The organism is Planococcus sp. SSTMD024 (genome assembly GCF_041320495.1).
GTDB lineage: Bacteria > Bacillota > Bacilli > Bacillales_A > Planococcaceae > Planococcus.
Genome location: NZ_JBGGNS010000011.1, coordinates 1 through 15,013, shown reverse-complemented (window position 1 = coordinate 15,013; position 15,013 = coordinate 1). Strand labels below are relative to the sequence as shown.

14 protein-coding genes, 1 tRNA gene, 1 other RNA gene and 1 other annotated feature are annotated in these 15,013 nt (G+C 48.2%); of the genes, 3 read left to right on the top strand and 13 right to left on the bottom strand.

Translation table 11 applies throughout. The features are described from left to right. Positions 1–317: 317 nt before the first annotated feature. The 4 genes from recR to ffs form a co-directional block, all read right to left on the bottom strand. Positions 318–917: a recombination mediator RecR gene (gene recR / locus AB9R92_RS02500; RefSeq protein ID WP_058382249.1), complete on the bottom strand. Its 600-nt coding sequence runs from the start codon at positions 915–917 to the stop codon at positions 318–320. Positions 918–930: 13 nt separating this feature from the next. Then, positions 931–1,251 carry a YbaB/EbfC family nucleoid-associated protein gene (locus AB9R92_RS02495; RefSeq protein ID WP_058382250.1) on the bottom strand — a complete coding sequence of 107 codons (321 nt, stop codon included), beginning with the start codon at positions 1,249–1,251 and terminating at the stop codon, positions 931–933. 29 nt (positions 1,252–1,280) lie between these two features. Continuing rightward, a complete protein-coding gene (gene dnaX, locus AB9R92_RS02490; RefSeq protein WP_370667955.1) occupies positions 1,281–3,017 on the bottom strand; it encodes a DNA polymerase III subunit gamma/tau in 1,737 nt (578 codons plus the stop codon). Between the two features lie 152 nt (positions 3,018–3,169). Next, an RNA gene (gene ffs, locus AB9R92_RS02485) (signal recognition particle sRNA large type) lies at positions 3,170–3,435 on the bottom strand. A gap of 192 nt (positions 3,436–3,627) precedes the next feature. Here ffs and AB9R92_RS02480 point away from each other — a divergent pair. Further along, positions 3,628–3,720, top strand: a tRNA-Ser gene (locus AB9R92_RS02480). Positions 3,721–3,898: 178 nt separating this feature from the next. On the opposite strand, the gene AB9R92_RS02475 is transcribed toward AB9R92_RS02480, so the two are convergent. Together AB9R92_RS02475 and AB9R92_RS02470 are read right to left on the bottom strand one after the other, a co-directional pair. Next, complete coding sequence (locus AB9R92_RS02475; RefSeq protein ID WP_370667954.1) at positions 3,899–4,573, bottom strand: deoxynucleoside kinase; 675 nt, start codon at positions 4,571–4,573, stop codon at positions 3,899–3,901. Beyond that, positions 4,570–5,208: a deoxynucleoside kinase gene (locus AB9R92_RS02470; RefSeq protein ID WP_370667953.1), complete on the bottom strand. Its 639-nt coding sequence runs from the start codon at positions 5,206–5,208 to the stop codon at positions 4,570–4,572. The genes AB9R92_RS02475 and AB9R92_RS02470 overlap by 4 nt, the downstream gene beginning before the upstream one ends. A gap of 163 nt (positions 5,209–5,371) precedes the next feature. Between AB9R92_RS02470 and tadA the strand changes: the two genes are divergently transcribed. After that, positions 5,372–5,863 (top strand): tRNA adenosine(34) deaminase TadA, encoded by a 492-nt coding sequence (gene tadA, locus AB9R92_RS02465; protein WP_370667952.1) that lies wholly within the window; start codon positions 5,372–5,374, stop codon positions 5,861–5,863. A 14-nt stretch (positions 5,864–5,877) separates the two neighbouring features. Here the strand turns inward: tadA and AB9R92_RS02460 are convergent, their stop codons facing one another. The 4 genes from AB9R92_RS02460 to pdxS all read right to left on the bottom strand — a co-directional run bounded on the left by AB9R92_RS02460 (position 5,878) and on the right by pdxS (position 9,867). Next, complete coding sequence (locus tag AB9R92_RS02460; protein ID WP_370667951.1) at positions 5,878–6,735, bottom strand: alpha/beta fold hydrolase; 858 nt, start codon at positions 6,733–6,735, stop codon at positions 5,878–5,880. Positions 6,736–6,817: 82 nt separating this feature from the next. Continuing rightward, complete coding sequence (gene serS, locus AB9R92_RS02455) at positions 6,818–8,092, bottom strand: serine--tRNA ligase (protein WP_370667950.1); 1,275 nt, start codon at positions 8,090–8,092, stop codon at positions 6,818–6,820. 65 nt (positions 8,093–8,157) lie between these two features. Further along, positions 8,158–8,363 (bottom strand) — a binding site (T-box leader). Positions 8,364–8,374: 11 nt separating this feature from the next. After that, on the bottom strand, positions 8,375–8,980 hold the full coding sequence (gene pdxT / locus AB9R92_RS02450) for a pyridoxal 5'-phosphate synthase glutaminase subunit PdxT (protein ID WP_370667949.1): 606 nt from the start codon (positions 8,978–8,980) through the stop codon (positions 8,375–8,377). A gap of 2 nt (positions 8,981–8,982) precedes the next feature. After that, the gene (gene pdxS, locus AB9R92_RS02445; RefSeq protein ID WP_370667948.1) at positions 8,983–9,867 is read right to left on the bottom strand and encodes a pyridoxal 5'-phosphate synthase lyase subunit PdxS; all 885 of its coding nucleotides are present in this window, start codon (positions 9,865–9,867) and stop codon (positions 8,983–8,985) included. A gap of 104 nt (positions 9,868–9,971) precedes the next feature. Here pdxS and pdxR point away from each other — a divergent pair, with 104 nt between their 5' ends. Further along, entirely contained in the window at positions 9,972–11,396 is a 1,425-nt protein-coding gene (pdxR, locus tag AB9R92_RS02440) for a MocR-like pyridoxine biosynthesis transcription factor PdxR (RefSeq protein ID WP_370667947.1), read from the top strand. Positions 11,397–11,407: 11 nt separating this feature from the next. Here the strand turns inward: pdxR and AB9R92_RS02435 are convergent, their stop codons facing one another. The 3 genes from AB9R92_RS02435 to AB9R92_RS02425 all read right to left on the bottom strand — a co-directional run bounded on the left by AB9R92_RS02435 (position 11,408) and on the right by AB9R92_RS02425 (position 14,839). After that, entirely contained in the window at positions 11,408–12,706 is a 1,299-nt protein-coding gene (locus AB9R92_RS02435; protein WP_370667946.1) for a D-alanyl-D-alanine carboxypeptidase family protein, read from the bottom strand. Between the two features lie 88 nt (positions 12,707–12,794). Next, positions 12,795–14,258 carry an IMP dehydrogenase gene (gene guaB / locus AB9R92_RS02430; protein WP_370667945.1) on the bottom strand — a complete coding sequence of 488 codons (1,464 nt, stop codon included), beginning with the start codon at positions 14,256–14,258 and terminating at the stop codon, positions 12,795–12,797. A gap of 104 nt (positions 14,259–14,362) precedes the next feature. Then, entirely contained in the window at positions 14,363–14,839 is a 477-nt protein-coding gene (locus tag AB9R92_RS02425) for a glutathione peroxidase (RefSeq protein WP_370667944.1), read from the bottom strand. Positions 14,840–15,013 lie beyond the last annotated feature (174 nt).

Genomic DNA, 15,013 nt, shown 5'->3' with positions numbered 1-15,013 from the left:
CGCGCGCCAAGGCGCTCGTGACGTCTTTCGTTGACGTTTTGCTGTTCAGTTTTCAAGGTTCATGTTTGCTGTCGTTCCTGACGACTCTTACTATATTAAAGCACACTCTTCGGAAAGTCAACACTTTTGGCAAATTAAATTATACTTAAAAACCTTTCTGTGTTTCCTCTACTTTCTTAACAAGAAAAAGAAGCCATTCAACCCTTTTAACTCAGAGGGTTTAAATGACTTCCTTCTATATAAGCTCTATTTAAGGTAAACCGGAATAATTATACAAATATCATTATTTGTCAGAATATTTTCCATTTATAAAGAGCTTAGGAAAGTTCGCGACGACCTTCAAGTGCTTTGGAAAGCGTCACTTCATCTGCATATTCCAAGTCGCCGCCAACAGGAAGCCCGTGAGCAATCCGCGTTGTCCGGATACCCGAAGGCCTTACCAATCGGGAAATATACATCGCAGTCGCTTCGCCTTCGATCGTCGGGTTGGTCGCCAAGATCAATTCTTTCACTTGCTCATCTTGAAGTCGGGTCAACAACGATGGTACGTTGATATCTTCCGGCCCAATCCCATCCATTGGTGAGATGGCACCTTGCAGCACATGATAAAGTCCTGTGTAATCGCGCATCTTTTCCATGGCGATGACATCTTTCGGATCTTGGACCACACAGATCATTGAACGATCACGGCTCGTATCCTGGCAAATCTGACACGGATCGACATCCGTGATGTGCCCACATACCGAGCAAAAACTCAAATTGCGTTTGGCATCAACCAATGCTTTCGCAAAATCAAGCACTGTATCTTCTTTCATTCCGAGCACAAAAAATGCCAGCCGGGCCGCTGTTTTCGGCCCGATCCCTGGCAACTTCATGAAGCTCTCCATCAATTTGGAAATCGGTTCCGGGTAGTGCATTATCGCTTACCTCCTAGAACATGCCGGGAATATTCAAGCCTTTTGTGAATTTACCCATTGTAGAGTTCGCATGCTCATCCGCTTTTTTAAACGCTTCGTTTGTTGCAACGATCAATGTATCTTGCAGCATTTCAACATCTTCTGGATCTACGACTGCTGGATCCAAGGCAATATCAAGAACTTCCTTATGGCCAGAAACTGTTACTTTAACCATTCCGCCGCCTGCTGTTCCTTCAAATTTCAATGTACCGAGCTCTTCTTGAGCCTCCGCCATTTGTTTTTGCATTTTCTGCATTTGTTTCATCATGCCTTGCATATTTCCTCCACCACGCATAATTGGTTCCTCCTCAAATTTTGTATTCGTTAATCATCATGGACTTCGACAAAATCTTTGCCGAAGAGCCGCTCCGCCTCAGAGACGAATGGATCTTCTTCAGGGCTTGCGCCGTCACCGGAAAATGGATTCTCTTCCTGCCCTTCCGGTTCCTGCGCATCGCCTTCATTTTTCAAGCCGCCGTTGCGGATAAACTCTTCGCGGATTTTCAGCCAATTGGCGTCCGGCACATAAACCGGCGTGTAAGCCTTGCCTGTATACTGCTCGAGCAATTGGCTGAACGCTGCCGCGAAAGTCTGATTTTCAGAAGCCATCTGGCAATGAATATCATACTTGAATTTTAACACAAAAGCATCCGGGGACGCCGCTACTGGCTCTGCATCATTGAGCAATGCCGAATGCGAGCGCTGCAATTGGCCCATCACGGTCGCCCAATTGGTTTTGATCGCCTGGATATCGGGTTTCGTTGCATTCTTCAGCACTTCTTGGATACGGCCGGTTGGAATTTTAAAGGCGCTTTGCGAACGCTGGCGCTTTTTCTGCTCGGCTTGAGGCGCCGCATTATTCGAACCGCCGCCTTCTTTCAATTGTTGCTGCAACTCATGCACCAATTGCTCAAGGCTCGCGACTTTTGCTTCGAGTTCAGGAGACGGGGCACCCGTTCCGATTGTTTGCACCGGAGCGTCTGCTTGCACCATTTTCAGGAGTGCGGTTTCCATATAGATTTTCGTATGGTTCGAGAAGCGCATTTCCTGCTGGGTTTTCGTTAAAATATCGATCCAGTTATAGAGGGTCGATGCTTCAAACTGCTCCGCCAGTTCTTCGAAACGCGGTTCGAAGGCAGCAAGTTCCAGCATATCGCTCAGCCCGGGCGCTGTTTGGATCAGCAATAGGTCGCGGAAGAAGGTAATGAAATCCTCCACTAAGCGCACTGGGTCTTTGCCATCACGCACCAATTGCTCAAGCAAGGTCAATGCTTGGCCGACATCTTTCTTCAACAGCGCTTCGGCAATGCCGTAAAACATATCCTGGCTGATGGAGCCCGTGACGAGAAGCGCATCTTCAATAGTCATTTCATCGCCGCTGAATGACACCACCTGGTCGAGCAGACTGAGCGCATCACGCATGCCGCCCGCTGCTGCCTGGGCGATGATTTTCAGCACTTGTTCATTATAAGGAATCTTGGCATCTTCCAAGACGGTGATCATGCGTGCAACGATGTCCGCTTGCGTATGCGATTTGAAATCAAAGCGCTGGCAGCGGGAGATGATGGTCAGCGGCAATTTATGCGGTTCGGTCGTCGCCAAAATGAAGACGACGTGTTCCGGCGGTTCTTCCAATGTTTTCAACAAAGCGTTGAAAGCGCTGTTCGACAGCATATGCACTTCATCAATGATATATACTTTGAAGCGGGAATTGGCTGGAGAAAAACGCACTTTCTCGATGATTTCCCGCATTTCCTCGACCCGGGAATTGGAAGCTGCATCGAATTCGATAACATCGGTATTCGAGCCTTCGTCGATGCTCCGGCAAGAAGAACATTCATTGCACGGTTCTGCCGCAGGGGCTTGTTCACAATTCAGCGCCTTGGCGAAAATCTTCGCCGCACTCGTCTTCCCTGTCCCCCTTGGGCCGGAGAATAAGTACGCGTGGGTCGTTTTATCATAAAGGAGAGCATTCTGAAGGGTTTGTTTGACATGCGTCTGGCCGGTCATTTCCGAGAAAGTCCGCGGTCTGTACACACGGTAAAAAGCTTGATACGCCACCTGGTTCTCCCCTTTTAAAAAGTCTTTGTTCCGTCCTCTTATTGTACCATAAAACGGGCATCTCCCCGAATCATTTCACCGGGCCGGCCGCTTCTTGGACAGAAAAAAACCTGCCCGCAAACTGCGGACAGGTTTGGATCATTAAGGTTAAACCGTGCACCTTTCTTCGACTGCTGTACACAAGCGTTACTCATGTCGTTGGCTCGATCTAGGCAACCCCGCGGCACATAGAAAGTACCACTTAATGCTGCTTCCTTCCGGACCTGACATGGTTCATGGGTTTCCATTGCGCAGGACCCAGATGTCAACACTACGTGCATGAGGCAGACCTTGCATACAAACAGCCTCAGAAAGGAATTCAGTCCTGCTAGAGCGGATTGCAGGTTACAGGACACCGCTACCTTCCCACCTAGCACGGCATTTACTAGTATACGGAGTGCTGGAGGAAAAATCAAACATAAAGTTAAAGACGGCTCAAAACAAGCTTTATCCCCATCTTCGACCGCTTGCCTACTGCCTTTTACGTCATTCCAAATGAAAATCGCATTTTTTTCTATCAAAACTGTTGACGGGTTTATAAATCCGTGATAAATTATATCTTGTCCAACACGGAGGAATACCCAAGTTTGGCTGAAGGGATCGGTCTTGAAAACCGACAGGGGAGTTAAATCCCGCGGGGGTTCGAATCCCTCTTCCTCCTCCATTTTTTGAATAACTACGCGCATGTAGATATGAGGTTGATTCGTTGTGTAAGCAACGAATTTTTCTTCCCATCAATATGTCCGAATATTACGATATAGCCCGCGGGATTCTTCCCGCGGGTTTTTTAGTGCCTTATTTCCCGGGAAATAAAAAAGGCGGAGACAATTGTCTCCGCTTTTTTAGCGTTTTAACACAGCGGTCTGCTGCATGAATTTGCCGATGCGCTCCACGATTTGCTCTGAACAATCGGGATCGTTCATCAAATCGTAGTCGTTGATATTGAGGCGCAGTACAGGACAGGCGTTAAACGAATCGATCCAGCGTTCGTAGCGTTCATGCATTTCCAGCCAATATTCAACGGGCGTCTGCTGTTCCATTGCGCGGCCGCGCTCTTGGATGCGCCCGAGGATGTCTTCAATCGACCCTTCCAAGTAAATCAATAAATCCGGATGCGGGAAATAAGGCGTCATGACCATCGCATCGAATAGGTTTGTATAGGTCTCGTAATCGACTTCATTCATCGTGCCTTTTTCCTGGTGCATTTTCGCGAAAATGCCCGTGTCTTCATAAATCGAGCGATCTTGGATAAAACCGCCGCCGTATTCGAACATGCGCTTTTGTTCCTTGAAGCGCTCTGCCAGGAAATAGATTTGCAAGTGGAAGCTCCACTTCTCGAAATCGTCGTAAAACAAATCCAGATACGGGTTGCCATCCACGTTTTCAAAAGAGGTGCGGAACTGCAAAGAATCCGCAAGCGCTTTGGTCATCGTCGACTTGCCGACGCCAACTGTTCCGGCGATGGTAATGATGGCGTCTTTTGGGATGCCGTACTTGTCTCGTAAGTTTTCATTCATATTGATAAGCTCCTTTTTTCAAGCGTGCCTTCCACATGAGCGAGAATCACTTCGAGGTCGGAACGGTTTTGCACAAAATCAAGTTTGTCTCCGTTAAAGCGCAGCACCGGGATTTCCGGATGTTCGCGCTCGAAACGTTCGATGAATTCGTGGTAGTCTGCAGACAATTGCTCCATGTAATCCGGCGTGATCATCTGCTCGAATTCACGGCCGCGCAATTTAATGCGCTTCATCAAGGTATCGAGGCTCGCATGCAAATAAATAACCATATTCGGCTTCGGCATATCGGCCGTCAGGATTTTATAGATCGCTTCGTATTTGGCGTATTCTTCTTCAGGCAGTGTGCGTTTGGCGAAGATCAAGTTTTTGAAGATGTGATAATCCGCAACGACCGGCTCCTGATTGGAGATGAATTTCTTTTGTATATCGCTCAATTGCTTATAGCGATTGCACAAGAAGAACATTTCCGTCTGGAAGCTCCACTCCTCGATATCCTCGTAAAATTTATTCAAAAACGGATTTTCATCCACGATTTCCTTCAGCAATTGAAATTGATGTTGTTCTGAAAGTGCTTTCGTCAGCGAGGTTTTCCCCACTCCGATCGGACCTTCTACGGTGATAAATGGCACCGGCACAAGAAGTCCCCCTTCTTCGATTCAAGTAAAATGCAATGCCATTCATTTTACCATATCCCTAAAAGTAAAAGTAGAGCCAAATGGCGTTCCAAATTACGCACGGCTTTGTAGTGCTTTGTCAGGATGAAAAGATGATACACTAAAAGGCGAGGAGCGATGAATCATGAACGGAATGGAAAAAGACCATTATTTTATGGGGCTGGCCATTGAAGAAGCCCAAAAAGCAGCCCAAAAAGGCGAGGTGCCGATCGGCGCGATTATCGTCCAAGGCGACCGTGTCATCGCGCGCGCCCATAACTTACGCGAAACGACGCGCAATGCAGTGACCCATGCCGAATTGCTCGCCATTCAGCAAGCATGCGAAACACTTGATAATTGGCGCCTTGAAAACACAAAGCTTTACGTTACGTTAGAGCCTTGCCCAATGTGCGCCGGCGCCATTTTGCAGTCGCGCATCCCGCATATCGTCTACGGCGCGCGAGATAGCAAGGCTGGCTGTGTCGATTCGCTGTATAGACTGCTAAACGACGAGCGCTTCAACCATCAATGCGAAGTGACGGAAAACGTCATGGCGGATGAATGCGGCGGCTTGCTCACCCAGTTCTTCCGGGACTTGCGCAAACGCAATAAAGAAAAACGGAAAACCCAAGCCTAAGGTTTTCCGTTTTTCTATGCCAGAAATTCCTTAATCAAACGATTAACGATAACTGGCTGCTCGTGATGCACCCAATGCGTGGCTTCGCCAATCCATACAAGTTCAGCATCCTTGCAAAACTTTAGGCTTTCTTTGGCGAGCATCGGTGATAAAAATTGGTCCCCTCTCCCCCACAAAATGCGCACCGGGGTTTCGATCGGCCTTTTCGGAACTTGATTGAGGCTGCCTTTGCGAAGTGCCCTGTACCAATTGAGCATACCTGTCAAAGCACCGGGCTGGCTCCAGGCTTCCCGATATCGATCCAACTCTTGTTCCGTAAAGGCGGACGGTCTTGACGTCCCTTTCATCGCCTGTTTCATCGATTCGAAATCATTTGCCGCCATCAGCTTTTCCGGCACTTCCGGGAGCTGGAAAAACGCCATATACGAGCTTTTCACCCATTGCACCGGATTTTTCATCATGACGCGCGGCATCGCTGCAGGATGAGGAATATTGATGGTGATGAGCTTTTTGACGTATTCCGGCTTGCTTGCAGCCAAATGCCACGCCACTGCCCCTCCCCAGTCATGGCCGACGATAAATGCCGAAGTTTCCCCAAATGCTTCAATCAAGCCAACAATATCATCACGCAGTTTATCGATTGTATAGTCTTCAATCCGTTCAGGCTTGTCGCTCAAGTAGTATCCACGCTGATCCGGTGCCACAACGCGGTATCCCTGCACAGCGAGCGCCTTCATTTGATGGTGGAATCCATATGAAAATTCGGGAAAACCATGCAATAGAATGACCAGTTCTCCATTTTCTGGTCCGGCTACTGCTGTGTGCAGGCGGATTCCATTGGTTTCGATCAAGTGAAATTCCATTTCTTGCATTTGAACCGCTCCTTTCACGTTTCTTATTGTTTACCCGTTTACTACGAAGAAAAAGACCCGAAATGGATTCGGGTCTTTCTCTTTAGCGGATTGTTGTTTTTCCACCCATATAAGGTTGCAAGACTTCAGGAATGGCAACAGAACCATCTTCCTGCTGGAAGTTCTCAAGCAATGCCGCCACAGTACGCCCGACAGCAAGGCCGCTGCCGTTCAATGTGTGGACGAATTCCGGCTTGCCTTTTGCTTCGCGGCGGAATTTGATATTCGCACGGCGAGCCTGGAAATCCTCAAAGTTTGAACAAGAAGAGATTTCACGGTACGTTTCCTGGCTTGGGATCCATACTTCAATATCGTATTTCTTCGCTGCCGTAAAGCCAAGGTCAGCCGTGCACATCTTCAAGACGCGGTAAGGCAGCCCTAGCAATTGCAAAACTTTCTCTGCATGGCCCGTCAGCTTCTCAAGTTCATCATAAGAATCTTCCGGCTTCACAAAGCGCACTAGCTCCACTTTATTGAATTGGTGCTGTCGGATCAACCCGCGCGTATCGCGTCCTGCAGAACCCGCTTCAGAACGGAAATTCGCGCTATAAGATGCGAAGGCTTGGGGAAGCATGTCTGCAGTCAAAATGTCGTCGCGGTAGAAGTTTGTTACCGGCACTTCAGATGTTGGGATGAGGAAATAATCTTCCTTCTCGATCAAGAACGCATCTTCTTCGAATTTCGGCAATTGTCCCGTGCCCGTTAAGCTTTCACGATTGACCATATATGGCGGCAGCATTTCCTCATAGCCATGCTCCTCCTGGTGAAGGTCCATCATGAAATTGATAAGTGCGCGCTCAAGGCGTGCACCAAACCCGCGGTAGAACACGAAACGGCTGCCGGTTACTTTGGCGGCGCGTTCGAAATCGACGATGTTCAAATCGGTCGCAATATCCCAATGCGGCTTCGCTTCAAAACCAAACTCCGGCTTGTCGCCCCATGTACGGATTTCTTCATTATCGTCTTCAGAATCGCCGAACGGCACGCTGTCGTGGGGGATATTCGGCACACGCATCATGATGTAGTCGAGTTTTTCTTCCACTTCACGCAGCTCGTCGTCAATTGCTTTAATTTGGTCGCCGACTTCACGTGTTTTTGCAATCGCCTCATCGGCATTTTCCTTGTTGCGCTTCATGACGGCGATCTGCTGGGACGCTTCGTTGCGCTCCGCTTTCAATTTCTCGGTCTGGACGATCAGTTCGCGGCGCTTCTGGTCGAGCGCTTCAAAATCATCAAGTACGGAAATATCTTCCCCGCGCTTTCCGAGTTTCGTTTTCACTTGGTCAAAATTTTCCCGTACAAAACGGATATCCAACATAGAAATTCCTCCTTAAGTCTTCGTCAAATAAGAAAAACAACGCAAAAATAGCCCCCGTCCCCTGGTAAAGGGACGAGAGCTACCCGCGTTGCCACCCTGATTGACCGGCAAAAAGCCCGGTCCTCTTCATCACATAACGGCATTAAAACCGGCACTGGCTCATCGCCATGCAACTCCGGGGCGGATTCAAACGCGTTTGACGCCGGTTTGCACCAACCACCGGCTCTCTTACAGAAAAACTGCGCTTTACTATTCCCATCAACGTTTCTTCTTTGAAATTATTCATATTTTACTATAATGCGCTTCGGTTGGCAAGAGTTCCCTTTTTTCCACCATGTCCAAAAACAGCTGCATCAATCGGTGGTCGCCGGTCAATTCCGGATGGAATGAACAGCCGAGAAACGGCCCGCTCCGTGCCAACACAATGCGCCCCTCATATTCGCACAAGACGTCCACATCCTCACCAGCACGCACAATATGCGGTGCGCGGATAAATACAGCGGGAAACGGCGTATCGATTCCTTCAATATCGAGATCTGCTTCAAAACTGTCCACTTGCCTGCCGAATGAATTGCGCGCAACCACAATGTCCATAACACCAAGATGCGCAGCTTCCTGCCCTTCAATTTCTTTTGCCAGCAATACAAGCCCAGCACACGTACCGAACATCGGCTTTCCGGCATCCGCAAATTCTCTTAATGGCTCCAACAATTCCGCACGGTCAATCAAACGGCGCATCGCCGTGCTTTCACCGCCCGGCAGCACCAAACCATCGAGTTCCGCCAACTGACCGGCATTTTTCAACACAATCGCCTCAGCGCCGCATGCCTGAATCGCCGCTACATGCTCACGCACCGCTCCTTGCAGCGCCAATACCCCGATTTTCATCGTTACCAACCTCTTTCCTGCATACGGTCCGCCGCACCGATTGTCGCCATTTCCAAGCCTTTCATCGCCGGCCCAAGATCTTTTGACAGTTTCGCGATCAACGCGTAATCCTGATAATGCGCCGTCGCTTCTACAATCGCACGCGCAAAACGTTCCGGTTGATCCGATTTGAAAATGCCCGATCCGACAAAGACACCATCCGCCCCAAGTTCCATCATAAGCGCCGCATCCGCTGGCGTCGCGATGCCGCCTGCTGCAAAATTGACGACCGGCAAACGGCCAAGCAATTTCACTTCTTTCAAGAATTCATAAGACGCGCCAAGGTCTCTCGCGGCTGTCATCAATTCGTCTTCGCCCATTGCGACGATGTTGCGCACTTCGGCATTCACTTGGCGCAAATGGCGCACCGCTTCGACGATATTGCCGGTGCCCGGCTCGCCTTTAGTGCGCAACATCGAGGCCCCTTCCCCGATGCGTCGTGCCGCTTCCCCGATATTGCGGCATCCGCAAACAAATGGCACTGTATACTCATTTTTCAACAAGTGGAATTCCTCATCTGCCGGCGTCAGCACTTCACTTTCGTCGATATAATCAACGCCCATCGCTTCTAGCACACGGGCTTCTGTAATATGTCCGATGCGCGCTTTCGCCATGACCGGAATCGATACCGCATTCATCACTTCCTCGGTGATGCGCGGGTCCGCCATACGGGCAACGCCGCCTTCTTTGCGGATATCAGATGGCACGCGTTCAAGCGCCATGACAGCCGTCGCCCCAGCGGCTTCTGCAATTTTCGCTTGTTCTGCATTGACCACATCCATAATGACGCCACCTTTTTGCATTTCTGCCATGCCTCGTTTTACTCGATCTGTACCTTTTTCACTCATCTGAAAATTCCTCCCTTTTGTTGGTTGTTTCCAGTATAATAAACTGTGACCATATAAAAAGACTCAGTTTATATTATTTTAAAAGGTCAGTTGGAGGAAGCCCGATGGATATGCTCATGTTCCAATTACAAAAACAATCAACCATCCCTCTTTACAAGCAACTTTATCGAGAAATCCGCACCGCCATCACAGCCGGTAAAATCGCAGTCGGCACCAAGCTGCCGAGTAAGCGCAAACTGGCGGAGTACTTGCAGATCAGCCAGACGACCGTCGAACTCGCCTATTCCCAATTAGTCGCAGAAGGGTTCATTGAACCACGCCCGCGCAAAGGGTTTTTCACGATGCCGGTGGAAGAATTGGCTTATTTGGATCTGCCTCAAGAAGAAACAGCCATCCGCGATGTGCCAAAACCTAATTATCTATATGACTTCAACCCAGCACGCATCGATACACGGTCGTTCCCATTCCCGACGTGGCGCAAAACGGCCCGCGAAGTGATCGATGAAGAAAACCATGAACTCCTTCTCGCCGGCCATCCGCAAGGCGACGAATCGCTGCGCGCTGAAATCGCCCGCTATTTGTACCAATCCCGAGGAGTCGTATGCGAACCGGAACAAATCATCGTCGGCTCCGGAACCGAACAATTGATGCCGCTATTGATCCGACTATTCGATAAAAACTTGAGCTTCGGTTTTGAAAACCCTGGTTACGCCTTGACCCATAGCATTTTCGAACACGACGACAGGCAAGCTTTCCCGATCGCAGTCGACGAAGACGGCATTGATGTGCAGGAACTCGAAAAAACCGGTGTCGACATCGCCTACGTCACACCGTCACACCAGTTCCCGACAGGCTCCATCTTAAGCGCCACACGCCGCGCCCAGCTGCTCAATTGGGCTGCCGCCAAACCACAGCGCTTTATCATCGAAGACGATTACGACAGCGAATTCCGCTACACAAGCCAACCCATTCCAGCACTTCAAAGCATGGATGTCGGCGGTCGCGTCATCTACATCAGCACCTTCTCTAAATCGATCATGCCGTCGCTGCGCATTGCCTATCTCGTATTGCCGCCAAGGCTGTTGAACGCCTACCGCAAGACCTTTTTACACTATACGTCCACCGTACCGCGCATCGACCAGCAAATCGTCGCGACATTCATGCAAAAAGGCCATTTCTCAAGACATTTAAACCGCATGCGCAAACTGTACCGCAAAAAGCTCGAATGCCTGACGCAAGCACTCGTCCCTTATCAACCAATGGTCACTGTTTCCGGTGAGCAAGCAGGCATGCACGTCGTTTTGACCATCGATACCGAACGCACAGAACAAAACTTAGTTTCCTTGGCAAGCGATGCCGGAATCCGTGTATTCGCGATGCAGAATTACGACCTGCTCAAGCAAAAATCCACTTCACCAAAAATCGTCCTCGGTTTCGGAGGTCTTGACGAAAGCGAAATCCAGCAAGGCGTCGAGCAACTAATGCATAGTTGGAACATACAAAAAACCAGTTCATCCGCTAAGAGATGAACTGGTTTTTCTTAAAATAAGCCTTTGATGAAATCCACGGCGCCTTTCATGGACAGCGCAAACCAATTGGCGCGCTCCACCGTTTCTGTGGCTGCCACAACCGCAGCGGGATTTTCGTTTTTCAAATATTCCACTTCATTGCCCTCAGCATCTAAAACCCTCACCTTACCTACAAGTTGTCCTTCCTCAACAGTTGCCTCAAGTGGGACTCCTTCTGTCAATTCAAGTTCAGCCCGATATGTGCTGGAAGAAGGGGCCAATAAACGTACCGGTTCTTTAACCGCTATCGCGACTTGCTCTTTTTCACCTTTTGAGACAGGAAGGGATTCCTGACCCATAAATTGTTGTCCGGCTTTCATGATTTCCGTTTCTTGAAATCCAAATCCGTGATCCAATAATGCACGTGTCGCGTCAAAACGTGCATCATAGGAACCCTCTCCTTCAGCATCGACTGCTTTCATGACTACCGCAATCAACCGGACTCCGTCACGTTTGGCAGTCCCTGCAAAAGAATGGCCCGCAAAGTCCGTCGTTCCGGTCTTCAATCCATCCATCCCTTCATATTCATGGTCCATTCCAGGAAGCATCGTATTCCAATTAATCATGCGGATCTGGTCAGGCGTGCCTTCCCGGAACATCAACTCCGGAATTTTAGCAGTATCCAGAATTTCAGGGTAATCATCCAACAAGGCTTTAGTCAGTATGGCAACCGATCGGGCCGACATCGTATTTTCTTCGTCTTCTCCCGTTCCTTCCGGATGCATCCCGAAAAGAAATGAATTATTAAGACCAGTCGAATTGACGAAATGAGCGTCTTCAATGCCCAGCTCTTTCGCTTTATCATTCATCATCCGGACGAATTCTTTTTCCGTGCCAGCAATCGTTTCTGCAATGCCAATCGTCGCCGCATTTGCCGAATAAATGACCATTGCTTCATATAATTCCTTCATCGTATAGGAACCATCCCGGCGCAGTGGAACATTGCTCAAGCGCAAATCTTGAGAAACTCGGTGGCTATAATCCGTCACTTCGTATTCATCATCCCAGCTAACGGTACCTTCCTCAATCGCTTCAAACAAAAGATATTCACTCATCATTTTGCTCATAGAAGCAATCCCAAGGATGGCTTCATCGTTCTGCCCATATAAAATCTGCCCAGTCTCTGTATCCACAACAATGGCTGCATCCGCCAATACAGGAACAGTTCCTTCTGCCTGTACGTCAGTCGGAGCCCATATAGTAAAGGCAATAGCTGACACTATCAGTAATTGAACCCATCTCACTAAACTTTTCACTCGCTTATCCTCCATCGTTTCATTCCTTTTGCTATTTTATCATATTCTCTGGAAGCAAAACGAAAAAACACCTCACCCGGAATCCCCAGGGAGGTGTCTCATTTTACATAGAGTAATTCGGCGATTCTTTTGTAATTTGTACGTCATGCGGATGGCTCTCGATCAATCCTGCACCAGTCATGCGGATAAACTGTGCGTCCTCACGAAGTGACCGCAAGTCTTTTGTTCCACAATAACCCATGCCTGCGCGAATGCCTCCAAGCAATTGGTGAATCGTGTCCGTAAGAGGCCCTTTATAAGGCAAACGCCCTTCGATTCCTTCAGGTACCAACTTTTTAGCTTCATCCTGGAAATAACGGTCTTTCGAGCCTTTTTCCATAGAAGCGATTGACCCCATGCCGCGGTATGTCTTGAAGCGGCGCCCTTGGAAGATTTCTGTGTCTCCAGGGCTCTCTGTAGTTCCTGCAAGCAAGCTGCCCAGCATAACCACATGGCCGCCTGCAGCGAGGGCTTTAATGATATCGCCGGAGAACTTAATGCCGCCATCTGCGATGATCGACTTGCCGTGTTTGCGAGCTTCTGTAGCACAATCGTAAACAGCTGTAATTTGTGGAACTCCTACACCGGCAACAACGCGGGTTGTACAAATGGAACCTGGCCCAATGCCGACTTTAACGATGTCAGCACCTGCTTCAATCAACGCTTTCGTTCCGCTTGCAGTGGCTACATTTCCAGCTACAATCGTCAGTTCAGGGTACGCTTCGCGAATTTGGCTAACCATGTTCAGTACGCCTGCTGAATGGCCATGGGCCGTATCGATGACAACGACATCGACATGAGCTTTTACCAATTGTTCGACACGTTTCATTGTATCTGAGGTAACCCCAACAGCAGCGCCAGCAAGCAATCGTCCCTGCTCATCTTTTGCAGCAATAGGGAACTCAATCACTTTCTCAATGTCTTTGATGGTAATGAGCCCTTTTAACATGCCACTCTGGTCCACAATCGGCAATTTCTCGATTTTGTATTGCTGGAGAATTTTCTCGGCATCTTCTAGAGTCGTGCCAACAGGAGCCGTGACTAATTTCTCTTTTGTCATTACATCTTTGATCTCTAAAGAATAGTCCTGGATGAAGCGGAGATCGCGGTTTGTAATGATCCCCACCAAAGTCAGATCTTCTTCACTTTGCACAATCGGTACACCCGAAATACGGTATTTGCCCATCAAATGTTCTGCGTCGTATACCTGATGCTGAGGAGTCAGGTAGAAAGGATCTGTAATGACGCCATTTTCCGAACGTTTGACAGTCACTACTTGTTCAGCTTGCTCTTCGATACTCATATTTTTATGAATGATTCCAAGACCGCCTTGGCGTGCCATTGAAATAGCCATTTTCGCTTCCGTCACAGTGTCCATTCCGGCACTGATGATTGGAATATTCAGCTTGATTTTCGGGGTCAGCTCCACTGACAAATCAATATCCTTTGGCAACACTTCTGAATGAGCTGGCACTAGCAATACATCATCGAAGGTTAACCCTTCTTTAAGAAATTTCGATTCCCACATAATTGACACGCCTCCTGCTTCCTTTTGAATATTATTGTAAGGTTATCAGCGGTTTCAGGGGGTGTCAAGAAACTGATAAAAGTAAAACTATTCCGACTAATGGATCATAAAATTTTCTGTATATCTTTCTCCATTTGCTCGGGCTCAACCTGTGGTTCATAACGTTGAATAATGTTTCCTTGACGATCAATAAGAAACTTAGTAAAGTTCCATTTGATTTCTCCACTTACATCGCTTGTGCCCCAGGAAGTCAAATATTTAAAAAGTGGATCAGCGAGTTCGCCATTCACATCTACTTTAGAAAAGACTGGAAAGCTCACTCCATAATTTTTTTGGCAGAACTCCACTGTTTCTTTTTGTGTGTGGAATTCCTGATCGTTGAATTGGCCACTTGGGAAACCGAGTATTTCTAAGCCTTGATCATTATATGTTTCATACAAATACTGTAAGCCTTCAAATTGCGGAGTCAGTCCACATTTGCTTGCTGTATTGACAATAACCAATGGTTTCCCTCTAAAATTTTCTAGCTGTTCCATGTTGCCATCTGCTTGCTTTACTTCATAAGTATATAAATTACTCATCTTCATTCCACCTTTCCTTTTCTTTAGCCTACCTTTGAAAAACTATCTTCACAAGAAGTAAGAAAAATTTCCATACAAAAAAGGCCGTTACCGGAATGAACCGGTAACGGCCTTTCAATTTGCCCAGCGACGTCCTACTCTCACAGGGGGAAACCCCCAACTACCATCGGCGCA